This window comes from Pseudomonas sp. GNP013 (genome assembly GCF_054343995.1).
On the sequence record NZ_JBTGUT010000001.1, the window covers coordinates 1,428,132 to 1,451,764 of the forward strand.

Consider the following 23,633-nt stretch of genomic DNA (forward strand, 5'->3'; position numbering starts at 1 on the left):
GTGATGTGCGGTTACTTGCGATCCAGCCACACGGTCTGTGCGTTGCAGAACTCGCGCACGCCAAAGTGCGACAGCTCGCGGCCGAACCCGCTTTTCTTCACCCCGCCAAACGCTACGCGGGGGTCGGAGACGCTGAACGCGTTGACGAACACGCCGCCGGTTTCCAGCTCGTCGGTGATCGCCTGTGCCTTGACCGCGTCGCGGGTGAAGATGCTGGCTGTGAGGCCGAACTCGCTGTCGTTGGCCAGCGCCACGGCATGCTCGGCGTCGCGGGCTGTGATGATCGAGGCCACCGGGCCGAACAGTTCCTGTTTGAATGAGGTCATCTGGTCGGTGACGTCGGCCAGGACGGTCGGCGCGTAGTAGTTGCCGGCGCCGTCGATTTTATGGCCGCCCAGCAGCAGGGTTGCACCTTGTGCGAGCGTGGCCTGGACCTGGCCGTGCAGCTCGTCGCGCAGGTCGAAGCGTGCCATGGGGCCGATGTAGGTGGTGGCGGATGTCGGGTCGCCCATCACCAGTGCACGGCTGGCGTCGAGGAATTTTTCGGTGAAGGCCTGAACCACGCCCTCTTCGATGATCAGGCGCTTGGCGGCGGCGCAAACCTGGCCGCTGTTCTGGAAGCGGCCGATGAGGGCGGCTTGCACGGCGGCGTCGAGGTCGGCGTCGTTGAGCACGATGAAAGGGTCGGAGCCGCCCAGTTCCAGCACGCATTTTTTCAGCGCAGCACCGGCCTGGGAGCCGATGGCCATGCCGGCGCGCACGCTGCCGGTGAGGGTGACAGCAGCGATGCGCGGGTCGGCAATGGCCTTGGACACGCCGTCCTGGGTTACGTTAATCACTTCGAACAAGCCCTCGGCGAAGCCGGCTGTGCGCAACGCCTGCTGGATCAGGTAGGCGCTGCCCGTGACGTTCGGTGCGTGTTTGAGCACGTAGGTATTGCCGGCCAGCAGGCTCGGCACGGCGCCGCGCAGCACTTGCCACACCGGGAAGTTCCACGGCATCACCGCAAGGATAGGGCCCAGCGGGCGGTACTCGATGCGCGCGCTGCCGTTGTCGACCAGGGTCGGTTCCGCGGCGAGCATGGCCGGGCCGTGGGCGGCGTACCACTCGGTCATCAGCGCACATTTTTCGATTTCGGCGCGGGCCTGGGCGATGGGTTTGCCCATTTCCCGGGTGATCATCTGCGCCATGGTTTCGGCTTGCTCACGCAGGGCGCGGGCCAGGGCCAGCAGCAATTCGGCGCGCTGGCTCACAGGCTGGCGGCGCCAGGTGCGGAAGGCGGCAGTAGCACGGTCGAGCGCGGCATCCAGTTGCGCCTGGGTTTCGTACGGGTAGCTGCCGATGGTTTCGCCATTGGCGGGATTGATCGACAGGGCGTGAGTGTTGGAGGAAATCGCGTTCATGGCACCGTCCGGCTGAATGAGTGAATGACGCCAGCCTACGGGGCTGTATGTTTTCTTGAAAGTGAATAATATTAAGCAATACGTTCACGATTGGAGAATGGTGTGGATCTGGTGCAGCTGGAAATTTTCAAGGCCGTGGCCGAGCAGGGCAGTATCAGCGCGGCCGCGCAGTTGATTCATCGCGTGCCGTCGAACCTGACCACCCGCATCAAGCAACTGGAGCAGGACCTGGGCGTGGCGTTGTTTATCCGCGAGAAGAGCCGCCTGCGCCTGTCGCCGGCCGGCTGGAATTTCCTTGGCTACGCGCGGCGCATCCTTGATCTGGTGCAGGAGGCCCGGGCGACGGTGGCGGGGGAGGAGCCCCAGGGTGCGTTTGCGCTGGGCTCGCTGGAAAGCACGGCGGCGGTGCGTATCCCGGCGTTGCTTGCGGCCTATAACCAGAAGTACGCCAAGGTCGAGCTGGACCTGAGCACCGGGCCGTCGGGCACGATGATCGAAGGGGTGCTGTCCGGCCGGCTGGCGGCGGCGTTCGTCGATGGGCCGGTGCTGCACGCGACCCTTGAAGGCGTGGCGGTGTTCGAAGAGGAAATGGTGGTGATCGCGCCGCTGCACCATGCGCCGATCAGCCGGGGGCGGGACGTGAATGGCGAGAATATCTATACGTTTCGTTCGAACTGTTCCTACCGGCACCACTTTGAGCGCTGGTTCTCACACGATGGCGCGGTGCCGGGCAAGATCTTCGAGATGGAGTCGTACCACGGCATGCTGGCCTGCGTCAGCGCCGGTGCGGGCCTGGCGCTGATGCCGCGCAGCATGCTGGAAAGCATGCCGGGGTTTGCGGCGGTGAGCGTATGGCCACTGGCAGACGGGTTTCGCATGCTCAACACCTGGCTGATCTGGCGACGCGGCACCGTGTCTCAGAGCCTGAACAGCTTCGTGCGGTTACTGGAGGAACGCGCAATCTGAGCTATTTCAGGCAAGCCCATCCCTGTGGCGAGCAGGCTTGTCCTGCGTTGGGCTGCGCAGCAGCCCCAAAGCCAGGCGCTGAGCCGTATCAGGTACACCGCGTTTTGCTTGATTGGGGGCGCTTCGCACCCCAACGCGGGGCAAGCCCGCTCGCCACGACAAGCCCGCTCGCCACAGAGGGTCCAGTTCGCCTGGGCTGGTGATCAGCCGCCGAATTGAAAGGTGCCCATGGCCAGTTTGGCCATGATCGCCGTTGCGCCCAGTTGCACCAGCCACAGCGCCAGGCCACCGAGGAACACGCCGAGCGCCACTTGCAGCACCAGGCTCTTCTGGCGCTTGGCGTGCGGCGCGCGCGGGGTGAAGTCGTGCAGTTCGTCGCGGTCGGCGCGCAGGTCAAGGTCCAGGTCGTCGTTTCTCATAGGGCTCTCACAGCAAAAGGGCAGTCGGGGTTCAGTCTAGGGGCTGCACACGAAAAAGGGGAAACCATCGGTTTCCCCTTTTTCATCACGACCGCCGGCTTACAGCACCTGGACGATCGCTTTTGTGACGGCGCCAATGTTCGATTGGTTCAACGCCGCTACGCAGATGCGCCCGGTGTCCAGCGCGTAGATGCCAAACTCGCTGCGCAGGCGCGTGACTTGCGCCACGCTCAGGCCGGAGTAGGAGAACATCCCGCGCTGGCGGCCGACGAAGCTGAAGTCGTGGCCCGGTGCAGCTTTGGCCAGTTCGGCGACCATCTGCTCGCGCATGCCACGGATGCGCAGGCGCATTTCAGCCAGCTCGGCTTCCCACTGGGCGCGCAGCTCAGGGTTGTTCAGCACGGCTGCGACGATGGCGGCGCCGTGGGTCGGCGGGTTGGAGTAGTTGGTGCGGATCACGCGCTTGACCTGGGACAGGATGCGCGCGCTTTCTTCCGCGGATTCGCTGACGATCGACAGCGCGCCCACCCGTTCGCCGTACAGGGAGAACGACTTGGAGAACGAGCTGGACACAAAGAAGGTCAGCCCCGATTCGGCGAACAGGCGCACCGCAGCCGCGTCTTCGTGGATGCCGTCGCCGAAACCCTGGTACGCCATGTCGAGGAACGGCACGAGGTTTTTAGCCTTGACCACGTCCAGCACGTCCTGCCAGTCGGCCGGGCTGAGGTCGACCCCGGTCGGGTTGTGGCAGCAGGCGTGCAGCACCACGATGGATTGTGGCGGCAGGGCGTTGAGGTCTTCGAGCAGGCCGGCGCGGTTGACGTCGTGGGTGGCTGCGTCGTAGTAGCGATAGTTGTGGACCGGGAAACCGGCGGTTTCGAACAGCGCGCGGTGGTTTTCCCAGCTCGGGTCGCTGATGGCGACGACGGCGTCTGGCAGCAACTGCTTGAGGAAGTCAGCGCCGATTTTCAGCGCGCCGGTACCGCCGACGGCCTGCACTGTGACCACGCGGCCGGCGCTCAGCAGGGGCGACGCGTCACCGAACAACAGGGTTTGCACGGCCTTGTCATAGGCAGCGATCCCGTCAATCGGCAAGTAGCCACGGGCCGCGTGTTGCGCCACGCGTATTGCTTCCGCTTCGGCAACGGCACGCAAGAGTGGAATCTTCCCCTCCTCGTTGCAGTAAACGCCCACGCCAAGGTTGACCTTGGTGGTTCGTGTGTCGGCGTTGAATGCTTCGTTGAGGCCCAGGATTGGATCGCGTGGTGCCATTTCGACAGCGGAGAACAGGCTCATTTTGCGGCAGCTCTATGGGGGGAAGGGAGGGACGTGTCGCGCTCCGGCCGGAGGCACTAGAGCGGTGCACAAACGGGGAGCTAGTATAGAGGCCCGCACGGCCGAGGGCGACCGTTGAAACGGCTTTTCGGCCAAGTTTTTCGGTTGAGGCGCCGACCGTTAGTCTTATTGGCATTCAACAGGCCGGGGCTGTGCAGGGGCCATACAGGCGCTATGTAGGACAAGTGCCTTGAAACCCATCGCCTTCGCCACCACTTCTACAGCTATCATGATTTTTTCCTGCAACCAGCGAAGCGTATTCGCGGGTTGCTGAGCTATTCGTCCTTGGCGGCCACAGGCCCGGGGTGACTGAAAGAGGTACGTTATGTCTGATTTCCAGCTCGTCACCCGCTTTGAACCGGCCGGCGACCAGCCTGAAGCCATTCGCCAGATGGTCGAAGGCATCGAGGCCGGCCTGGCGCACCAGACGCTGCTCGGGGTGACCGGTTCGGGCAAGACCTTCAGCATTGCCAACGTGATCGCGCAGATCAACCGCCCGACCCTGGTGCTGGCGCCGAACAAGACCCTGGCCGCGCAGCTGTACGGTGAGTTCAAGGCGTTCTTCCCGAACAACGCGGTGGAGTATTTCGTCTCCTACTACGACTACTACCAGCCCGAGGCTTATGTGCCCTCGTCCGACACCTTCATCGAGAAGGATGCGTCGATCAACGACCATATCGAGCAGATGCGCCTGTCGGCGACCAAGGCGTTGCTGGAGCGCAAGGACGCGATCATCGTCACCACCGTGTCGTGCATCTACGGCCTGGGCAGCCCGGAAACCTATCTGAAGATGGTGCTGCACGTCGACCGTGGCGACAAACTCGACCAGCGCGAATTGCTGCGTCGCCTGGCAAGCCTGCAGTACACCCGCAACGACATGGATTTTGCCCGCGCCACCTTCCGCGTGCGTGGCGATGTGATCGACATCTACCCGGCCGAATCGGACCTGGAAGCCATCCGCATCGAGCTGTTCGACGATGAAGTCGAAAGCCTGTCGGCCTTCGACCCGTTGACCGGCGAGGTGATCCGCAAGCTGCCGCGCTTCACCTTTTACCCCAAGAGCCACTATGTAACGCCCCGGGAAACCCTGATGGGCGCCATCGAAGGCATCAAGGTCGAGCTGGCCGAGCGCCTGGAATACCTGCGTGCCAACAACAAGCTGGTGGAAGCCCAGCGCCTGGAGCAGCGCACCCGCTTCGACCTGGAGATGATCCTGGAGCTGGGCTACTGCAACGGCATCGAAAACTACTCACGCTACCTGTCGGGCCGTGACTCCGGCGCGCCGCCGCCGACGCTGTACGACTACCTGCCGCCGGACGCTTTGCTGGTGATCGACGAGTCCCACGTCAGCGTGCCGCAGGTGGGCGCGATGTATAAGGGCGACCGCTCGCGCAAGGAAACCCTGGTGGAGTACGGTTTCCGCCTGCCATCGGCGCTGGACAACCGGCCGATGCGGTTTGACGAGTGGGAGGCGATCAGCCCGCAGACCATTTTTGTGTCGGCCACGCCGGGCAATTATGAGGCCGAGCATGCGGGCCGGGTGATCGAGCAGGTGGTGCGACCGACCGGCCTGGTCGACCCGCAGATCGAAATCCGCCCGGCGCTGACCCAGGTCGATGACCTGCTGTCGGAGATCAACAAGCGCGTGGCGCTGGAAGAGCGGGTGCTGGTGACCACGCTGACCAAGCGCATGTCCGAGGACCTCACCGACTACCTGGCCGACCACGGCGTGCGCGTGCGATACCTGCACTCGGACATCGACACGGTGGAGCGGGTGGAGATCATCCGCGACCTGCGCCTGGGTACCTTTGATGTGCTGGTGGGCATCAACCTGCTGCGCGAAGGCCTGGACATGCCGGAAGTGTCGCTGGTGGCGATTCTGGATGCGGACAAGGAGGGCTTCCTGCGCTCCGAACGTTCGCTGATCCAGACCATCGGCCGCGCGGCGCGTAACCTCAATGGCCGGGCGATCCTCTATGCGGACCGCATCACCGGTTCCATGGAGCGCGCGATTGGCGAGACCGAGCGGCGCCGTGAAAAGCAGATTGCCTTCAACCTCGAGCACGGCATTACCCCCAAAGGCGTGTTCAAGGACGTCGCCGACATCATGGAAGGCGCCACCGTGCCGGGCTCGCGCAGCAAGAAGCGCAAGGGCATGGCCAAGGCCGCCGAGGAAAGCGCCAAGTACGAGAACGAATTGCGCTCGCCGAGTGAGATCACCAAGCGGATTCGCCAGTTGGAAGAGAAGATGTACCAGTTGGCGCGCGATCTTGAGTTCGAAGCGGCGGCGCAGACGCGCGATGAGATTGGCAAGTTGCGCGAGCGGTTGCTGGCTGTTTGATTTGTAGTGGTTGTGCCGGCCTCATCGGGGGCTTGCCCTAATGCCGTTCAGTTAAGCGCAGATTCCCTGTGGCGAGCAGGCTTGTCCGGCGTTGGGCTGCGCAGCAGCCCCAAAGCCAGGCGCTGAGCCGTATCAGGTACACCGCGTTTTGCTCGATGGGGGGCGCTTCGCACCCCAACGCGGGGCAAGCCCGCTCGCCACAATTAGCCCACACATTTTCCTTAACTGAACGGCATTAGGGCAAGCCCCCCTCCCACCTTGATGTGTGAACACGGTCAAATGTGGGAGGGGGCTTGCCCCCGATAGCCGCGCCTCGGTTTTCCAGATATCACCCAGGCTGTTACCATTCGCCCCTTGTTTCAATTTTCAGTTATATCGCCCATTCGAGACCTGCCATGACCACCGTCCGCACGCGCATCGCGCCATCGCCTACCGGCGATCCCCACGTCGGCACTGCTTACATCGCCTTGTTCAATTACTGCTTTGCCAAGCAGCACGGCGGTGAATTCATCCTGCGGATCGAAGACACCGACCAACTGCGCTCCACCCGCGAGTCGGAACAGCAGATTTTCGATGCCTTGCGCTGGCTCGGTATCACCTGGGCCGAAGGTCCGGACGTTGGGGGCCCGCACGGCCCGTATCGGCAGAGCGAGCGTAGCGATATTTACCAGCAATACACTCAGCAGCTGGTCGACATGGGCCATGCGTTCCCATGCTTCTGCACCGCTGAAGAGTTGGACCAGATGCGCGCCGAGCAACAGGCCCGTGGCGAAACCCCGCGCTACGACGGCCGCGCGTTGTTGCTTTCGAAAGAAGAAGTGGCCCGCCGCCTGGCCGCCGGTGAGCCGCACGTGATCCGCATGAAGGTGCCGAGCGAAGGCGTGTGCGTGGTGCCGGACATGCTGCGCGGTGACGTCGAGATCCCGTGGGACCGCATGGACATGCAGGTGCTGATGAAGACCGACGGTCTGCCGACGTACTTCCTCGCCAACGTGGTCGATGACCACCTGATGGGCATCACCCACGTGCTGCGCGGCGAAGAATGGCTGCCGTCGGCGCCGAAACTGATCCTGCTTTATGAATACTTCGGCTGGGAGCAGCCGCAGTTGTGCTACATGCCGCTGCTGCGTAACCCGGACAAGAGCAAGCTGTCCAAGCGCAAGAACCCGACCTCGGTGACGTTCTACGAGCGCATGGGCTTCATGCCTGAAGCGATGCTCAACTACCTGGGCCGCATGGGCTGGTCGATGCCGGACGAGCGCGAGAAGTTCTCGCTGCAGGAAATGGTCGACAACTTCGACCTGTCCCGCGTATCGCTGGGCGGGCCGATCTTCGATATCGAAAAACTGTCCTGGCTCAACGGCCAGTGGCTGCGTGACTTGCCGGTGGAAGCATTCGCCAGCCGCGTGCAGCAGTGGGCGTTGAACCCTGAGTACCTGATGAAGATCGCGCCGCTGGTGCAGGGCAGGGTGGAGACCTTCAGCCAGGTCGCTCCGTTGGCCAGCTTCTTCTTTGCCGGAGGCGTGAACCCGGACGCGAAGCTGTTCGAATCCAAGAAGCTGTCGGGCGACCAGGTGCGCCAGTTGATGCAGCTGATTCTGTGGAAGCTCGAAAGCCTGCGCCAGTGGGAGAAGGACGCGATCACTGCGACGATTCAGGCGGTGGTCGAGTCCCTGGAATTGAAGCTGCGCGATGCCATGCCGCTGATGTTCGCTGCGATCACCGGGCAGGCCAGCTCGGTGTCGGTGCTCGATGCGATGGAAATTCTCGGACCGGATCTCACCCGCTTCCGCCTGCGCCAAGCGCTTGATTTGCTGGGTGGTGTTTCCAAGAAAGAAAACAAGGAATGGGAAAAGCTGCTGGGCGCTATCGGCTAAGTCCTCTGTGGCAGTGACGAAACCCCGGCTTTCCGGGGTTTCGTTGGTAAGTGATTGTTATCCCGGCAAAAAACTTTGGAAATTGTTGAAAATAAATTTGACACACTTCCAAACCGCCATTAAGATTCGCCCCGTCCTCACCGATGAGGGGCTATAGCTCAGCTGGGAGAGCGCTTGCATGGCATGCAAGAGGTCAACGGTTCGATCCCGTTTAGCTCCACCAATTTACAGGTTCAAGGTCTGGCCACACCGGCCTTGAGTCGATCAGCTCTCAGCGCTGATCAGTTGTACAGAAGGTTTTGTCCCCTTCGTCTAGTGGCCTAGGACACCGCCCTTTCACGGCGGTAACAGGGGTTCGAGTCCCCTAGGGGACGCCAGTTTCAACAAGCAGTTCGCAAGATCTGCTGCGCCGCCAGGCGAAAAATCGGGGCTATAGCTCAGCTGGGAGAGCGCTTGCATGGCATGCAAGAGGTCAACGGTTCGATCCCGTTTAGCTCCACCAATCTACAGGTTCAAGGTCTGGCCACACCGGCCTTGAATCGATCAGCACTCAGCGCTGATCAGTTGTACAGAAGGTTTGTGTCCCCTTCGTCTAGTGGCCTAGGACACCGCCCTTTCACGGCGGTAACAGGGGTTCGAGTCCCCTAGGGGACGCCACGATTACCCGCTCTGCGGGATTTTTAAGGGTCATTCAATTATTGAATGGCCCTTTTGTTTGTCTGGCGTTTGGCCAATCGCTGCTGATCCCTTCTCCCATTCCAACCTGCCGTCGCATCGCTCGCCTGCCAAGTATTATCATGATAATAATATCCGGCCCATGAACGACGGAGCCCTTTGATGAGCGATAAAAAAGCGCAAACCCGCGAACGCATTCTGCAGGCCGCCAGCGCCGCGCTGATCCAGCGCGGCCCGGCCGAGCCGAGTGTGGGCGAAGTCATGGCGGCGGCGGGGCTGACCGTCGGTGGTTTCTACGCGCACTTCGAAAGCAAGGACGCGTTGATGCTGGAGGCCTTTACCGCGTTGCTGGCCAGGCGTCGCGCGGCGATTCAGGACATCGATGCCCAACTCAGTGGCGAAGAGCGTCGCGGCCTGGCGGCGGCCTTCTACCTGTCGCGCAAGCATCGCGACTCCACCACGCAAGCCTGCCCGCTACCGGCCACCGTGGGCGAGATGGGCCGCCTGCCGGATGAATTCCGTCAGGCGCTCAATGAGCACACGGAGCTGATGGCCGCTCAACTGGCCGCCAGCCCCGAAGACACCGACAAGGCCCTGGCGGGCATGGCCTTGATGATCGGCGGCTTGTCACTTGCGCGCGCCCTTGGACCTGGCGAATTGTCGGATCGCGTGTTGCGCGCAGCGAAGTCGGCGGTGCGTTGATACACTGCCGCGCCGACATCAAACGACAGGAGCAAGGCATGGGCTGGGATCTGGCAACGCCGTTCATCATCGATCTGCAGGTCGGTCCCGAGGACATCGACGGCCTGGGGCACGCCAATAACGCGGTGTACGTATCCTGGCTGGAACGCTGCGCCTGGCGGCACTCACAGCGTCTGGGGCTGGACCTCACCGAGTATCGCCGCCTGGACCGTGCCATGGCCGTGGTGCGCCATGAGATCGACTACCTGGCGGCCGGCTACGAAGGCGATGAGCTGCAACTGGCCACCTGGATCGTCGACTGGGACCAGCGCCTGAAGATGACTCGCCGCTTTCAACTGATGCGCCCGCGTGACGGTGTCACCCTGTTGCGCGCGCAAACCACCTTCGTGTGTATCGAGCTGTCCAGCGGCAAGCCAAAGCGCATGCCCAGTGAGTTTCTCGACGGTTACGGCCCTGCGCTGACCGGGGGTTAACGTTTCCCGCAGGAAACCCAGTAAACTGCGCCACGATTTTTGTTGAGTGTTTTCCATGCAAATTGCCCTGGCGCCCATGGAGGGGTTGGTCGACAACATCCTGCGTGACGTGCTGACCCGCGTCGGCGGGATCGACTGGTGCGTGACCGAGTTCATCCGCGTCAACGACCGCCTGCTCACCCCGGCCTATTTCCACAAGCTCGCCCCTGAACTGCTGCAAGGTGCCCGGACCGCTGCGGGTGTGCCGCTGCGTGTGCAGTTGCTCGGTTCGGACCCGGTGTGCCTCGCGGAAAACGCCGTCTTGGCCTGTGAGCTGGGCTCGCAGGTGATCGACTTGAACTTCGGCTGCCCGGCCAAGACGGTCAACAAGTCACGCGGTGGTGCGGTGCTGCTCAAGGAGCCGGAGCTGCTCAACCGGATTGTCGAGCACGTGCGCCGCGCCGTCCCGGCGCATATCCCGGTGACCGCCAAGATGCGCCTGGGCTTCGACAGCCCGGATGGCGCGCTGGTGTGTGCCACCGCGCTGGCCGAGGGCGGCGCGGCGCATATCGTGGTGCATGCGCGCACCAAGACCGACGGCTACAAGCCGCCGGCCCATTGGGAGTGGATCCCGCGAGTGCAGGACGTGGTCAAGGTGCCGGTGTTTGCCAATGGCGATATCTGGAGCGTTGAAGACTGGAAGCGTTGCCGCGAAATCAGTGGCGCCGAACACATCATGCTGGGCCGTGGTCTGGTCGCACGGCCCGACCTGGCGCGGCAGATTGCGGCCGCACGTGCCGGTGAGGACGTGGTGGAGATGACATGGGCGCAGATGCAGCCGATGCTCCATGACTTCTGGAGGCAGTCGGTGGCGCAGTTGACGGAAAAGCAGGCACCCGGTCGCTTGAAGCAGTGGCTGGCGATGCTGACGCGCAACTATCCGCAGGCGGTGGAGTTGTTCCACGCCTTGCGCCGCGAGACCGCATTGGACAAGGTCGCGGAGTTGATCGGTGTGCAACCTGCACTGAACGATTAAGTTCATATTCATAACGTTTTTAAACACTAAATCAGGGGTGCCATGGGCGCTCCTTTTTTTTGATCGTCTAAACGTAGTGTTCGGCAGTTGATTGATGTTGGCGCGGCGGCGGGAATCGCGCGCGCGTATTAACATGGGCGTCAGCCGAGGGAAGGGCTTAATGATTTCATGAGTTTAAAGTGTGGTCTGCTTATTACTTTATATATCTGTGCAAGCGCCGTTTGCACCGGCCAACACTCTGATTTTCCTGGGACAAAACGGGGTAAAGTCTGATTTTTGATTTTGTTTTCCTTATGTGATCGCGGATTTCTGGAACTCAATATCGCCGCGCCCCACGAAAGTAGGGACTGCGAAGTGATGATGTTTACTTGCAGCCCAATCTATCGTTGCCGGTGTTAAATGATGACTGCGCCGGCGGCGTCACCCCAGGAATGAGATGAATCAGATGTCTACTATATCGATGAATAATGTTGCGGGTTTCAAGTCGGATGTTAATGCGAAAGGCGACACGGCTGCGCAGATAACGCAAGCGATGGAAAAGCCGGTCAATAACCTCGGGTTTGTTCCAAAAAGCAACATGGCGCCGCGTCTCGACACTGTCGAGGGCGGCGCCAAGCAAGTGACCGTGAGTGCCGATGCCCTGGAAAAAATGTTGGAAATGTTCGAACTGGTCCTGAAAGCAATGCGCAACTTTCTATCGGGCTGGGGCGGCAGTTCCAAGTTGCCGGTTGATGTGCAGAGTCCGCCGGTAACGTTGGTGAAATCCGATGTCCAGATGAAAGCGGGTGCTGAAGGTAATGTGCAAGTGAGCTTGAAAGATGCTGACACCCAATCCAAGCCTGCAAGGGCCGAGACTGGCGCTCAGGTGAAGCTTGGCGCTGATGGCGGTTTACAGATCGACCTGAAAGATGCTGACACCCAAGTGCTGCCCAAGAACCAAGAGCAAGCGGTAAAAGTCAAGCTTGGCGCCGAGCAAGGCGTGCAGCTAAGCGCACGTACTGACAGCCCTGCACCGGTAGCGCAAGGCATTGAAAAAGACGCGTCGCTGGATGTTTCGGCCGATGGTGATGCGAAGGTGACGGTCATGCCCGATGGCAGCACCCAAGTGAACTTGACGCCCGAGAGCGGCAAACAGTACAGAATCAGCCTGGCTGCCGGCATTCAGGTCAAGGTGACTTCCCATGACGGGTCGAGTACAGCCTCGTCGATCAAGCCACGATTGATTATCGACGAGGCAAAGGTCGGTGAGCCCGATGGCGCTGCCTTGATCACCGAAACCAGGGCCGCGAACCCGTTACGCGCTGAGGCGAAAACCCTTGCAGCGACGCCGAGTGCGTTCAAAACGGAGGCCGAGATGAAGGCGGACGCAGAAGGAAAGGTCGATACCGCGCTGGACGCAGGGGCGCAAACGACGACCGCAGCAAAGGCGGTGCAAGGGCATGAGCATGAGCACACAACGGCCGTGCACAAGGACGCTGAGCGGGAGACCACCGCAGAGGCTGACAGCGAGATCAAGGTCCGCCCAGGTATCAGGTCGCCTGCTCCAGCCGCTGGACATCCGATCTTTGGACGTTTTGGCTGAGACCGTCGGCGGGCTATGTCGATACAGCCTCGCAGACATCTTCACTAGCTAATGGCTGACCAAGACTCCCCGACTGCCCATGCAGTCGGGGAGACGCGTTCAAGGGGGGGTCATGTTTTCAATCTTCAATACATGTGCAGCAGGTTTCAGGGATGAGTATTACCGGGCGGTTACGGGCGTGTGCAGCGCTGTGCGCCACACGCCTGAGCACGTCCATCAGCGTTACGTTTATCCCGAGCCTTCATGGGCGTTCGTACAACGCCACCGCGAGTGTTGCCGGCTTGCCGGTAACGGCCTGCACCTGGCGAGCCTCTTCAGGACGGTGGTGAACCAATGGCGGGGTGTCAGCGCAAGCGTGGAAAGCCCCCTGCACGTGTCCACAAAAGCCGTTGGCGAACAGCCCGATGATATATGGCGCGGTTTTCGCCAGAGCAATCAGGGCAACTGCGTCACGGTGGCAGCGATCAAGGTGGCCATGGCCCGGTTCGGTCAGAGCCCCGTAAGTATTTTCGAAAGGGTTCAGAGAGCGCCGCGCGGCTATGACGTGACGCTGCGGGACGGCCATACGCTCAGTGTGTCCAATCAGGAGTTGTCACAAGCCGCTCGCGAAGCACGTTTCAAAGGCGCGGATGCCGGAATGCTCAAGGATGCCAACTTTCTGTTTGCCGTCAGCGCCAAGCGCGCGCAGGAGCAAAACAACGACGGCACGGCGGGCGCCAGCTTCAGCGCGGCCATCAACAGCCTCAACGATGGCGAAGACGAGCAGGAAACCGGCGAGGCGCTCAAACGCCTGGGTTTGAGCCGTTATGTGAGAAAAACCTCAGTCGCGGCCTTGGCCTGCGGCCAGTTGGGCATGATCAACACCGACGCCCATTCGGTTGCGGTGATTGGCGGACATGAAGAACTGTGGGGCCGCAGGGGCGGCGGGCCGAGGGAGGGCGAAGCGGTCGCCCTGGTGTGAGCGCCGCGCGCTACATCAGCAGCGTCCTGAACCGCTCGATGGGCAGCGGCCGGCTGTGCAGGTAACCCTGATACAGGTGACAGCCCAGGCCTTGCAGGAACGCCAGCTGTTCCAGGGTTTCCACGCCCTCGGCGATCACCTCCAGGTTCAGGCTGCGCGCCATCGCCACGATCGCGCGGATGATCTCGGCGTCGTTGGGGTCGTGGGTTGCATCGCGCACGAACGACTGGTCGATTTTCAGCGCATCCACCGGCAGGCGCTTGAGGTAGGTCAATGACGAATAGCCGGTGCCGAAGTCATCCATGGCAAAGCTCACGCCGAGCTTTTTCAGGCGGCGCATCTTCAGCACCGTGTCGTCCAGGTTCTGGATCACGATGCCTTCGGTGATTTCCAGTTTCAGCAGGCTGAACGGCAATGCATGCTGTTTGAGGCTGTGCTCCACCCGTTCCACAAAGTCGTTCTGGCGAAACTGCCGTGGGCTGATGTTCACGCACAGGCTGAAATTCAGCGGGTCCACCAGGCCGTCGGCGATCAATTGCGCAAAACCTGCGCAGGCCTCATCAAGAATCCAGGTGCCCACCTCCAGGATCAGACCGCTGTCTTCCAGTACCTTGATAAATTCGGCCGGCGACTGCGCGCCCAGTTGCGGATGCTGCCAGCGCACCAGGGCCTCGGCACCGACGATGTGGCTGCCGCGCGCATCCACCTGGGGCTGGTAATGCACGCTGAACTCGCCGCGCGAGAGCGCCAGGCGCAGGTCGGTTTCCATGCGCAGGCGTTCGCTGGCGGCTTTCTGCATGCTGTCGTGAAACATCTGCGTGGTGTTGCGCCCCGAGTCCTTGGCGCGGTACAGCGCAATGTCGGCGCGCTTGAGCAGGTCGGTCGGGGTCGAGCCATGGTCGGGAATCAACGCCACGCCAATGCTCGGTGTGACCTGCAGGCGGTGGCCGTCCAGGAACATCGGCTCCGAGAGCAAGTGGCGCAACGTCTCGGCGAGGTCCTGCACCTGCCGGCTGACCTCTGTGCGTGAACCTTGCAGGCCACTGAGCAGCACCACGAACTCATCGCCACCCAGGCGCGCGACGGTGTCCTCCATGCGCACGCTGGCTTCCAGGCGCGCGGTGATCATTTTCAGCACGGTGTCGCCCACCGGGTGTCCTAGGGAATCATTGATGTGCTTGAAATGGTCGAGGTCGAGAAACAGCAGGGCGCCACGCAGGTCATGGCGCTTGAGCAGGGCAATCTGCTGGCTCAGACGGTCCATCAGCAGCGCGCGGTTGGGCAGGTTGGTGAGTGGGTCGTGGTAGGCCAGGTGGCGGATCTGCGCCTGGGCGTTTTTCAGCAGGCTCACGTCCCGCGCGGTCAACAGCAGGCACGGGGTTTCATTGAGGGTAATCGGTTCTACCGAGACCTCCACCGACAGCACTTCGCCACGCCGGTTGTGCCAGAGCATTTCCAGGTGATGAATGCGGCCCTTGATCGCGAGTTCGGCCAATAACGCCGAGCGCTGGTTTTCATCTGCCCAGATGCCGATCTGGTACAGCGTGAGGCCGATGGCCTCCTCGGCGCGATAGCCGGTCAGGCGGCAAAAGCCGTCATTGACCTCGACATACCGGCCCGTGTCGCGTTCGGTGATGGAAATCGCGTTGGGACTGGCATGAAATACGCTGGCGAATTTTTCTTCGGAGGCAATGAGCCGTTGTTCGCGCTCGACCTGGTCGGTGATGTCCAGCAGGGTGCCGGCCATGCGCAGCGGGGCGCCGTGTTCGTCGCGATACAGCCGGGCGCGGCTTTCCAGGTAGCGCACGCTGCCGTCTTCCAGAGGCACGCGGTAAATCAGCTGGTAATTGCCGGCCGGGCCCTTGCGCAGAGTGCGGTAGGCGCTGCGCATGTTGTCGCGATCGGAATCGGGCATGCCCTCGAAAAATGCCTCGAAAGGCTCATGGAAGGGTTCGGGCGGCAAGCCATGCAGTTGAGCGGCGCGGGCCGAGCCGTAGAGCATGCCGGTGGGAATGTGCCAGTCCCAGGTGCCCAGTTGCGCCGATTCCAGCGCCAGGTCGAGGCGCTCCTGGCTGTCCTTGAGCGCCTGCTCGGCAGTGTTGTGCTCGGGGTTGACAGGGGTGTGCATTATCAAAGGGCCTTGGCTCGATGGGCAGACAGCGCGGTTTTGTTCAAGGCCCACGGCCGCACGGTGTTATGCCGGTATCCCTGGCAGATCGACCTGTGCATCCAGCAGGCTCATGAAGGCTCGTGCAGCGTTCGACAGCGTCCTTTCGGTGTGCACGATATAGCCTAGCTGGCGACTGAGCTGTATGCCCGGCAAAGCGATGCTTGTCACCTGATCATCGAGCATGGTACGCGGCAGCACGCTCCAGGCCAGGCCGATGGAGACCATCATCTTGATGGTTTCCAGGTAATTGGTGCTCATCGCGATGTTGGGCGTGAGGCCCTGGGCGCCGAACAGCTTGCTGACAATATGATGGGTAAAGGTATTGCCGCCGGGAAAAACCGCCGGATGCCGTGCGATATCGGCCAGGCTCACGCGGGCGTTGCCGGTCAGGCTGTGTTCCGGCGCCACCACAAAGTCCAGCGGGTCATCCCACACCGGCGTGGCGCGCACCAGGTGATGGGGCGCGGGCGCCAGGGTGATCACGGCCACTTCGGCGCGGCCGTGGAGGATTTCTTCGTAGGCCACTTCCGAATCGAGGAACTGAATATCCAGCGCGACGTGGGGGTATTCCCGGGTAAAGGCGCGCAGGATCGGTGGCAGGCGATGCAGGCCGATGTGGTGACTGGTGGCCAGGGTGAGGCGCCCGCTGACTTCGCCGGTGAGGTTGGTGAGCGCGCGGCGGGTGTCATCCAGCACATTGAGGATCTGATAGGCGCGCGGCAGCAAGGCCCGGCCCGCCTCGGTGAGGCCTACCTCGCGGCCCAGGCGGTCGAACAGCCGTACGTTCAATTGCTGTTCCAGGCCGGCAATGCGTTTGCTGATGGCCGGTTGGGTCAGGTGCAGGCGTTCGCCGGCACCGGAAAAGCTGCCGCTCTCGGCGATGGCAATAAAGGCATTGAGGTTGGCCAGGTCCATAATGGTATTCCAGTTGGTAATCCAAAGCATAAAAATTATGAATTTGAGTTATTTAATGTAGCGCCATACCATCAGCCTCACAAGCCAAAGGGTTATTGAAAAGCCCGGCATAAAGATGCACCGCTGATGAGGACCGACTGATGGCCGGCAAAACGCTGTACGACAAGCTTTGGGATTCCCATGAAGTGAAACGTCGCGATGATGGATCGTCGCTGATCTACATCGACCGTCACATCATCCATGAAGTGACCTCGCCCCAAGCGTTCGAAGGCCTGCGACTGGCCGGGCGCAAGCCCTGGCGCGTCGACTCGATCATCGCCACTCCCGACCACAACGTGCCGACCACCCCGGAACGCAAGGGTGGCATCGACGCAATTGCCGACACCGTGTCGCGCCTGCAGGTGCAGACCCTCGACGACTATTGCGACGAATACGGCATCACCGAATTCAAGATGAATGACGTGCGCCAGGGCATCGTCCACGTGATCGGCCCGGAGCAGGGCGCGACCTTGCCGGGCATGACCGTGGTCTGCGGTGACTCCCACACGTCCACCCACGGCGCGTTCGGTGCCCTGGCCCATGGCATCGGCACGTCCGAGGTGGAGCACGTGTTCGCCACTCAGTGCCTGGTCGCCAAAAAAATGAAGAACATGCTGGTGCGCGTCGAAGGCACGTTGCCGTTCGGCGTGACTGCCAAGGACATCGTGCTCGCCGTGATCGGCAAGATCGGCACCGCCGGCGGTAACGGCCACGCCATCGAGTTCGCCGGCAGCGCGATTCGCGACCTGTCCATCGAAGGCCGCATGACCATCTGCAACATGTCCATCGAAGCCGGTGCCCGTGTAGGCATGGTGGCGGCGGATGAGAAAACCGTCGAGTACGTCAAGGGACGTCCGTTTGCGCCACAAGGCGCCGATTGGGACGCTGCGGTCGAGGCCTGGAAAGATCTGGTCTCCGACGCCGATGCGGTGTTCGACACCGTGGTCGAGCTGGACGCCACGCAGATCAAGCCGCAAGTCAGTTGGGGCACCTCGCCGGAAATGGTCCTGGCCGTCGACCAGAACGTGCCGGACCCGGCGCAGGAAACCGACCTGGTCAAGCGCGGTTCCATCGAGCGCGCCTTGAAGTACATGGGCCTCAAAGCCAACCAGGCGATTACCGACATTCAATTGGATCGCGTATTCATCGGCTCCTGCACCAACTCGCGCATCGAAGACCTGCGCGCGGCGGCGGTGATCGCCAAGGGCCGCAAGGTGGCTTCGACCATCAAGCAAGCGATCGTGGTGCCGGGCTCGGGGCTGGTCAAGGCGCAAGCCGAAGCCGAAGGCCTCGACAAGATCTTCCTCGAAGCCGGTTTCGAATGGCGTGAGCCGGGCTGCTCGATGTGCCTGGCGATGAACCCGGACCGTCTTGAGTCGGGCGAGCATTGCGCGTCCACCTCCAACCGTAACTTCGAAGGCCGTCAGGGCGCCGGCGGGCGTACTCACCTGGTCAGCCCGGCCATGGCCGCTGCGGCCGCCGTCAACGGTCGTTTCATCGACGTTCGCGAATTGATCTGAGGAATTCCTGATGAGAGCTTTTACCCAACACACCGGTCTGGTCGCGCCGTTGGACCGTGCCAACGTGGACACCGACCAGATCATTCCCAAGCAGTTCCTGAAGTCGATCAAACGCACCGGTTTCGGCCCCAACCTGTTCGACGAGTGGCGCTACCTGGATGTGGGCTATGCCTATCAGGACAACTCCAAGCGCCCGCTGAACAAGGATTTCGTGCTCAACGCCGAGCGTTACCAGGGCGCCAGCGTGTTGCTGGCGCGGGAAAATTTCGGTTGCGGCTCCAGCCGTGAACACGCGCCGTGGGCCCTGGAAGAATATGGCTTTCGCAGCATCATCGCGCCGAGCTACGCCGACATCTTCTTCAACAACAGCTTCAAGAACGGGCTGCTGCCGATCATCCTCACCGATGCCGAAGTGGACGAGCTGTTCAAGCAGGTGGAAGCCGAAGAGGGTTACCAGTTGACTGTCGACCTGGCGGCACAGACGGTGACTCGTCCGGATGGCAAGGTGTACCACTTTGAGGTGGACGCGTTCCGCAAGCACTGCCTGATCAATGGCCTGGACGATATCGGCCTGACCTTGCAGGACGGCGATGCGATTGCGGCATTTGAGAGCAAGCATCGGGCGAGCCAGCCCTGGTTGTTTCGTGATGCCTGAATTGATGTAGGCAGGGCCGCCGTCATCGGGAGCAAGCCCCCTCCCACAGGTGGAATGTGTTCCCCTGTGGGAGGGGGCTTGCTCCCGATGAGGCCAGTGTTAACACCACAACACCCAAGGACAGTCCCCATGACCCAGACCGCCCACACCCAAGTCGTGCAAAAACAATTCGGCGAGCAGGCCTCGGCCTACCTGAGCAGTGCCGTGCACGCCCAGGGCAGCGAATTTGCACTGCTGCAGGCCGAACTGGCTGGGCAAGGCGATGCACGCCTGCTGGACCTGGGCTGCGGCGCCGGGCATGTGAGCTTTCACGTTGCGCCGCTGGTTAAAGACGTGGTGGCCTACGACCTGTCCCAGCAGATGCTCGACGTGGTGGCCGCCGCCGCGCAGGACCGTGGTTTTACCAATATCAGCACCGTCCATGGCGCCGCCGAACGTCTGTCCTTCGCCGATGGCGAGTTCGACTTCGTGTTCAGCCGCTATTCGGCTCACCACTGGAGCGACCTCGGCCTGGCCCTGCGCGAAGTGCGCCGCGTACTCAAGCCGGGCGGGGTAGCGGCGTTCGTCGACGTGTTGTCGCCGGGCAGTCCGTTGCTGGACACTTACCTGCAAACCGTCGAAGTGCTGCGCGACACCAGCCATGTGCGTGATTACTCGGCCGCCGAGTGGATGCGCCAGCTCAGCGAAGCCGGTTTGCATGTACGCAGCAGCAGCCGTCAGCGTCTGCGCCTGGAATACACCTCCTGGGTGGAGCGCATGCGCACGCCGCCGGCCTTGCGTGCGGCCATCCTTGAGCTGCAACAGGCGATGGGCCAGGAAGTGCGCGATTACTTCGAGATTCAGGCCGATGGCACCTTCAGCACCGATGTGCTGGTGGTGTGGGCCGAACGCTGATCAATTTTCCCGACCTGCCTGCGGGCGGGTCGCTTGATGAAATGAGGAACCCATGAGCAAGCAGATTCTGATTCTCCCTGGCGACGGTATCGGTCCGGAAATCATGGCCGAAGCGGTCAAGGTGCTGGAATTGGCCAACAGCAAGTACAGCCTGGGCTTCGAACTGAGCCACGACGTGATCGGCGGCGCGGCCATCGACAAGCACGGCGTGCCGCTGGCCGACGAAACCCTGGACCGCGCCCGTGCGGCCGACGCCGTGCTGCTCGGCGCCGTGGGTGGGCCCAAGTGGGACAAGATCGAACGCGACATCCGCCCCGAGCGCGGCCTGCTGAAGATCCGCGCGCAACTGGGCCTGTTCGGCAACCTGCGCCCGGCGATCCTCTATCCGCAACTGGCCGACGCTTCGAGCCTCAAGCCGGAAGTGGTGGCGGGCCTGGATATCCTCATCGTGCGTGAGCTGACCGGCGGCATTTACTTCGGCTCGCCACGGGGCGTGCGTGAGCTGGAAAATGGCGAGCGCCAGGCCTACGACACGCTGCCATACAGCGAGAGCGAAATCCGCCGTATCGCCCGTGTCGGGTTCGACATGGCTCGCGTGCGTGGCAAGAAGGTCTGCTCGGTGGACAAGGCCAACGTGCTGGCCTCCAGCCAACTGTGGCGCGAAATCGTCGAAGAAGTCGCCAAGGACTACCCCGACGTCGAACTGAGCCACATGTACGTCGACAATGCCGCCATGCAACTGGTGCGCGCGCCCAAGCAGTTTGATGTGATTGTCACCGACAACCTGTTCGGCGACATCCTGTCCGACCAGGCCTCGATGCTCACCGGCTCCATTGGCATGCTGCCGTCAGCGTCCCTGGACACCAATAACAAAGGCATGTACGAGCCGTGTCACGGTTCGGCGCCGGACATCGCGGGGCAGGGCATTGCCAACCCGCTGGCGACCATTTTGTCCGTTTCGATGATGCTGCGTTACAGCTTCAACCTGGGCGACGCGGCGGACGCTATCGAGAACGCCGTCAGCCTGGTGCTGGACCAGGGTTTGCGCACCGGCGACATCTGGTCGCAGGGTTGCACCCGGGTCGGGACGCAAGAAATGGGCGACGCAGTAGTCGCCGCGCTGCGGAATCTGTAATCTCTCGGGCCCGTTTGCAGTTGTTGCTGCCAGGCGGCCCACTTTTGAACAAGGTGTAGTTGCGATGAAACGTGTAGGTCTGATCGGTTGGCGCGGTATGGTCGGTTCCGTGCTCATGCAGCGGATGCTGGAAGAGCAGGATTTCGATCTTATTGAGCCGGTGTTTTTCACCACTTCGAACGTGGGTGGCCAAGGGCCGTCTGTGGACAAGGATATTGCTCCGCTCAAGGACGCCTACAGCATTGAAGAGCTGAAAACCCTCGACGTGATTCTGACCTGCCAGGGCGGCGACTACACCAGTGAAGTCTTCCCCAAGCTGCGTGAAGCCGGCTGGCAGGGTTACTGGATCGACGCCGCCTCGAGCCTGCGGATGCAGGATGACGCAGTGATCATCCTCGACCCGGTCAATCGCAAGGTCATCGACCAGCAACTGGACGCCGGCACCAAAAACTACGTCGGCGGCAACTGCACCGTCAGCCTGATGCTGATGGGTCTGGGTGGCCTGTTCGAAGCCGGTCTGGTCGAATGGATGAGTGCCATGACCTATCAGGCGGCGTCCGGCGCCGGCGCGCAGAACATGCGTGAGCTGATCAAGCAGATGGGCGCGACCCACGCTGCCGTTGCCGATCAACTGGCCGACCCGGCCAGCGCGATCCTCGATATTGACCGCCGTGTGGCTGACGCCATGCGCAGCGAGGCTTACCCGACCGAGAACTTCGGTGTGCCATTGGCCGGCAGCCTGATCCCGTGGATCGACAAGGAGCTGCCGAACGGTCAGAGCCGCGAAGAGTGGAAGGCCCAGGCCGAGACCAACAAGATCCTCGGTCGCTTCAAGAGCCCGATCCCGGTGGATGGCATCTGCGTGCGCATTGGCGCCATGCGCTGCCACAGCCAGGCGCTTACCATCAAGCTGAACAAGGACGTGCCGATTGCCGATATCGAAGGGCTGATCAGCCAGCACAACCCGTGGGTCAAGCTGGTGCCGAACAACCGTGATATCAGCATGCAGGAGCTGAGCCCGACCAAGGTCACCGGCACCCTGAATGTACCGGTGGGCCGTCTGCGCAAGCTGAACATGGGCAGCCAGTTCCTTGGCGCGTTCACCGTGGGCGACCAACTGCTGTGGGGCGCGGCCGAGCCGCTGCGTCGGATGCTGCGGATTCTGCTGGAGCGTTGATGGCTGTCGGATGTTGAAAACCCCGTGCTCTGGTGACAGGCGCGGGGTTTTTTATTGGCTTTGCGGGCCTCATCGGGAGCAAGCCCCCTCCCACATTTAATAGTGTTCACACATCGAAATGGGGGAGGGGGCTTGCTCCCGGTAGGGCCATCAGCTTCACCACCAGACCCAGCCCAATTGCCTCACCCCCAACCACCCGGTAAAGTGCCGCTCCCCCCGCAATGCCCGAGGCAGCCTCCATGACCCAGACCTTTGAAATCGCCGTGATCGGCGCCACCGGCACCGTCGGCGAGACCCTGGTGCAGATTCTCGAAGAGCTGTCATTCCCGGTCGGCACTCTGTATCTGCTGGCGGGCAGCAATTCCGCCGGTGCGTCGGTGCCGTTTCGTGGCAAGAACGTGCGGGTGCGGGAAGTCGATGAGTTCGATTTCAGCAAGGCGCAGTTGGCGTTCTTCGCCGCAGGGCCGGCGGTGACCCTGGGTTTCGCCCCGCGCGCCATCGCAGCCGGGTGTGCGGTGATCGATCTTTCCGGCGCGTTGCCGGCCGAACAGGCGCCGCCTGTGGTGCCGGAAGCCAATGCCCACGTGCTGGAAGGCTTGAAAAAACCGTTCCAGGTCAGCAGCCCCAGCCCATCGGCGACTAACCTCGCCGTGGTGCTGGCGCCGTTGCGCGGCCTGGTGGATATCCTGCGCGTCAGCGTCACCGCCAACCTGGCGGTGTCGGCCCTGGGCCGCGAAGCCGTCAGCGAACTCGCCCGGCAAACCGCAGAATTGCTGAACGTGCGTCCACTGGAGCCGGCTTTCTTTGACCGGCAAATGGCCTTCAACCTGTTGGCACAAGTCGGCAAGCCAGATGCGAAAGGTCATACAGACCTTGAGAAACGTCTGATACACGAACTGCGCGCAGTGCTGGACACTCCGGCGCTGAAAATTTCCGCCACCTGCGTTCAAGCCCCGGTGTTCTTTGGCGACAGCCTCACGGTGTCGTTGCAACTGGCGGCGCCGGTGGATCTTGCCGCCGTCAACCGCGCACTCGAAGCCGCGCCGGGTATCGAGCTTGTGGAGGAGGGGGATTACCCCACCGCCGTGGGCGATGCGGTGGGTCAGGACGTGGTGTATGCAGGGCGCGTTCGCGCAGGTGTGGACGACCCTGCGGAACTAAATATGTGGCTGACGTCAGATAACGTACGCAAGGGCGCAGCCCTGAATGCAGTGCAGTTGGCGCAGTTGTTGATAAAACGCCTTGTGTAAAAGATACTTGGCGGCAATTTGTAGATTGATTCTAACCAGGCGCTATGCTTGGTCGGAAGCGGCACAGAAGCGCGTCGGTAACCTATCGGCTCGCCATGCCTAATGGCAGCGGTTACCAACCTTCTCGCA

19 protein-coding genes and 4 tRNA genes are annotated in these 23,633 nt (G+C 62.0%); 18 read left to right on the forward strand and 5 right to left on the reverse strand.

The genetic code is table 11. The features are described 5' to 3' along the window. Window positions 1-11: 11 nt before the first annotated feature. The gene (locus ACXX81_RS06515; protein WP_458571385.1) at window positions 12-1,403 is read right to left on the reverse strand and encodes an aldehyde dehydrogenase family protein; all 1,392 of its coding nucleotides are present in this window, start codon (window positions 1,401-1,403) and stop codon (window positions 12-14) included. 102 nt (window positions 1,404-1,505) lie between these two features. On the opposite strand from ACXX81_RS06515, the gene ptrR reads away from it, so the two are divergent. Next, a complete protein-coding gene (gene ptrR, locus ACXX81_RS06520) occupies window positions 1,506-2,369 on the forward strand; it encodes a putrescine utilization regulator PtrR (protein WP_209983203.1) in 864 nt (287 codons plus the stop codon). Between the two features lie 203 nt (window positions 2,370-2,572). On the opposite strand, the gene ACXX81_RS06525 is transcribed toward ptrR, so the two are convergent. Both ACXX81_RS06525 and ACXX81_RS06530 read right to left on the reverse strand, forming a co-directional pair. Next, on the reverse strand, window positions 2,573-2,788 hold the full coding sequence (locus ACXX81_RS06525; protein ID WP_015372505.1) for a hypothetical protein: 216 nt from the start codon (window positions 2,786-2,788) through the stop codon (window positions 2,573-2,575). A gap of 99 nt (window positions 2,789-2,887) precedes the next feature. Beyond that, entirely contained in the window at window positions 2,888-4,084 is a 1,197-nt protein-coding gene (locus ACXX81_RS06530; protein WP_209983201.1) for an amino acid aminotransferase, read from the reverse strand. A 364-nt stretch (window positions 4,085-4,448) separates the two neighbouring features. Here ACXX81_RS06530 and uvrB point away from each other — a divergent pair, with 364 nt between their 5' ends. The 11 genes from uvrB (at window position 4,449) to ACXX81_RS06585 (ending at window position 13,749) form a co-directional block, all read left to right on the forward strand. Beyond that, window positions 4,449-6,464, forward strand: a complete 2,016-nt coding sequence (gene uvrB / locus ACXX81_RS06535; protein WP_003234351.1) for an excinuclease ABC subunit UvrB — start codon at window positions 4,449-4,451, stop codon at window positions 6,462-6,464. 395 nt (window positions 6,465-6,859) lie between these two features. Further along, window positions 6,860-8,341 (forward strand): glutamate--tRNA ligase, encoded by a 1,482-nt coding sequence (gltX, locus tag ACXX81_RS06540; protein WP_231423068.1) that lies wholly within the window; start codon window positions 6,860-6,862, stop codon window positions 8,339-8,341. A gap of 147 nt (window positions 8,342-8,488) precedes the next feature. Further along, window positions 8,489-8,564: transfer RNA gene (locus ACXX81_RS06545), tRNA-Ala, on the forward strand. Window positions 8,565-8,642: 78 nt separating this feature from the next. After that, window positions 8,643-8,718: transfer RNA gene (locus ACXX81_RS06550), tRNA-Glu, on the forward strand. A 49-nt stretch (window positions 8,719-8,767) separates the two neighbouring features. Then, window positions 8,768-8,843, forward strand: a tRNA-Ala gene (locus tag ACXX81_RS06555). Between the two features lie 79 nt (window positions 8,844-8,922). Next, a tRNA-Glu gene (locus ACXX81_RS06560) sits at window positions 8,923-8,998 on the forward strand. A 180-nt stretch (window positions 8,999-9,178) separates the two neighbouring features. Continuing rightward, window positions 9,179-9,718 (forward strand): TetR/AcrR family transcriptional regulator, encoded by a 540-nt coding sequence (locus tag ACXX81_RS06565; RefSeq protein WP_209983197.1) that lies wholly within the window; start codon window positions 9,179-9,181, stop codon window positions 9,716-9,718. Between the two features lie 38 nt (window positions 9,719-9,756). Beyond that, window positions 9,757-10,191, forward strand: a complete 435-nt coding sequence (locus tag ACXX81_RS06570; protein ID WP_231423067.1) for an acyl-CoA thioesterase — start codon at window positions 9,757-9,759, stop codon at window positions 10,189-10,191. 55 nt (window positions 10,192-10,246) lie between these two features. Continuing rightward, window positions 10,247-11,206, forward strand: a complete 960-nt coding sequence (locus ACXX81_RS06575; RefSeq protein WP_209983192.1) for a tRNA dihydrouridine synthase — start codon at window positions 10,247-10,249, stop codon at window positions 11,204-11,206. Window positions 11,207-11,642: 436 nt separating this feature from the next. Beyond that, the gene (locus ACXX81_RS06580; RefSeq protein WP_458571386.1) at window positions 11,643-12,788 is read left to right on the forward strand and encodes a hypothetical protein; all 1,146 of its coding nucleotides are present in this window, start codon (window positions 11,643-11,645) and stop codon (window positions 12,786-12,788) included. Window positions 12,789-12,900: 112 nt separating this feature from the next. Next, the gene (locus ACXX81_RS06585; protein ID WP_458571387.1) at window positions 12,901-13,749 is read left to right on the forward strand and encodes a hypothetical protein; all 849 of its coding nucleotides are present in this window, start codon (window positions 12,901-12,903) and stop codon (window positions 13,747-13,749) included. Between the two features lie 10 nt (window positions 13,750-13,759). Here the strand turns inward: ACXX81_RS06585 and ACXX81_RS06590 are convergent, their stop codons facing one another. Next, window positions 13,760-15,877: a putative bifunctional diguanylate cyclase/phosphodiesterase gene (locus ACXX81_RS06590; RefSeq protein WP_458571388.1), complete on the reverse strand. Its 2,118-nt coding sequence runs from the start codon at window positions 15,875-15,877 to the stop codon at window positions 13,760-13,762. 66 nt (window positions 15,878-15,943) lie between these two features. Next, the gene (locus ACXX81_RS06595) at window positions 15,944-16,834 is read right to left on the reverse strand and encodes a LysR family transcriptional regulator (RefSeq protein ID WP_209983185.1); all 891 of its coding nucleotides are present in this window, start codon (window positions 16,832-16,834) and stop codon (window positions 15,944-15,946) included. A 140-nt stretch (window positions 16,835-16,974) separates the two neighbouring features. On the opposite strand from ACXX81_RS06595, the gene leuC reads away from it, so the two are divergent. From leuC to ACXX81_RS06625, 6 genes are all read left to right on the forward strand, one after another. Next, window positions 16,975-18,393, forward strand: coding sequence for a 3-isopropylmalate dehydratase large subunit (gene leuC, locus ACXX81_RS06600; protein ID WP_209983183.1), 1,419 nt, complete (start codon window positions 16,975-16,977; stop codon window positions 18,391-18,393). Between the two features lie 10 nt (window positions 18,394-18,403). Continuing rightward, window positions 18,404-19,048, forward strand: a complete 645-nt coding sequence (gene leuD, locus ACXX81_RS06605) for a 3-isopropylmalate dehydratase small subunit (protein WP_209983181.1) — start codon at window positions 18,404-18,406, stop codon at window positions 19,046-19,048. A gap of 129 nt (window positions 19,049-19,177) precedes the next feature. Continuing rightward, window positions 19,178-19,942 (forward strand): class I SAM-dependent methyltransferase, encoded by a 765-nt coding sequence (locus ACXX81_RS06610; RefSeq protein ID WP_209983180.1) that lies wholly within the window; start codon window positions 19,178-19,180, stop codon window positions 19,940-19,942. Between the two features lie 52 nt (window positions 19,943-19,994). Further along, window positions 19,995-21,077, forward strand: coding sequence for a 3-isopropylmalate dehydrogenase (gene leuB, locus ACXX81_RS06615; RefSeq protein WP_209983178.1), 1,083 nt, complete (start codon window positions 19,995-19,997; stop codon window positions 21,075-21,077). Window positions 21,078-21,141: 64 nt separating this feature from the next. Next, window positions 21,142-22,254, forward strand: coding sequence for an aspartate-semialdehyde dehydrogenase (gene asd, locus ACXX81_RS06620; protein WP_458571389.1), 1,113 nt, complete (start codon window positions 21,142-21,144; stop codon window positions 22,252-22,254). Window positions 22,255-22,493: 239 nt separating this feature from the next. Next, entirely contained in the window at window positions 22,494-23,504 is a 1,011-nt protein-coding gene (locus ACXX81_RS06625) for an aspartate-semialdehyde dehydrogenase (RefSeq protein ID WP_209983176.1), read from the forward strand. Window positions 23,505-23,633: the final 129 nt, after the last annotated feature.

Bases quoted from the DNA above. Each gene is read 5' to 3' on its own strand.
- ACXX81_RS06595 (WP_209983185.1), bottom strand. From the start codon at position 16,834: ATGGACCTGGCCAACCTCAATGCCTTTATTGCCATCGCCGAGAGCGGC.
- ACXX81_RS06565 (WP_209983197.1), top strand. From the start codon at position 9,179: ATGAGCGATAAAAAAGCGCAAACCCGCGAACGCATTCTGCAGGCCGCC.
- ACXX81_RS06575 (WP_209983192.1), top strand. From the start codon at position 10,247: ATGCAAATTGCCCTGGCGCCCATGGAGGGGTTGGTCGACAACATCCTG.
- ACXX81_RS06625 (WP_209983176.1), top strand. From the start codon at position 22,494: ATGACCCAGACCTTTGAAATCGCCGTGATCGGCGCCACCGGCACCGTC.
- ACXX81_RS06530 (WP_209983201.1), bottom strand. From the start codon at position 4,084: ATGAGCCTGTTCTCCGCTGTCGAAATGGCACCACGCGATCCAATCCTG.
- leuC (WP_209983183.1), top strand. From the start codon at position 16,975: ATGGCCGGCAAAACGCTGTACGACAAGCTTTGGGATTCCCATGAAGTG.
- ACXX81_RS06515 (WP_458571385.1), bottom strand. From the start codon at position 1,403: ATGAACGCGATTTCCTCCAACACTCACGCCCTGTCGATCAATCCCGCC.
- uvrB (WP_003234351.1), top strand. From the start codon at position 4,449: ATGTCTGATTTCCAGCTCGTCACCCGCTTTGAACCGGCCGGCGACCAG.
- asd (WP_458571389.1), top strand. From the start codon at position 21,142: ATGAAACGTGTAGGTCTGATCGGTTGGCGCGGTATGGTCGGTTCCGTG.
- leuB (WP_209983178.1), top strand. From the start codon at position 19,995: ATGAGCAAGCAGATTCTGATTCTCCCTGGCGACGGTATCGGTCCGGAA.
- leuD (WP_209983181.1), top strand. From the start codon at position 18,404: ATGAGAGCTTTTACCCAACACACCGGTCTGGTCGCGCCGTTGGACCGT.
- gltX (WP_231423068.1), top strand. From the start codon at position 6,860: ATGACCACCGTCCGCACGCGCATCGCGCCATCGCCTACCGGCGATCCC.
- ACXX81_RS06525 (WP_015372505.1), bottom strand. From the start codon at position 2,788: ATGAGAAACGACGACCTGGACCTTGACCTGCGCGCCGACCGCGACGAA.
- ACXX81_RS06570 (WP_231423067.1), top strand. From the start codon at position 9,757: ATGGGCTGGGATCTGGCAACGCCGTTCATCATCGATCTGCAGGTCGGT.
- ACXX81_RS06590 (WP_458571388.1), bottom strand. From the start codon at position 15,877: ATGCACACCCCTGTCAACCCCGAGCACAACACTGCCGAGCAGGCGCTC.
- ACXX81_RS06610 (WP_209983180.1), top strand. From the start codon at position 19,178: ATGACCCAGACCGCCCACACCCAAGTCGTGCAAAAACAATTCGGCGAG.
- ACXX81_RS06585 (WP_458571387.1), top strand. From the start codon at position 12,901: ATGTTTTCAATCTTCAATACATGTGCAGCAGGTTTCAGGGATGAGTAT.
- ACXX81_RS06580 (WP_458571386.1), top strand. From the start codon at position 11,643: ATGAATCAGATGTCTACTATATCGATGAATAATGTTGCGGGTTTCAAG.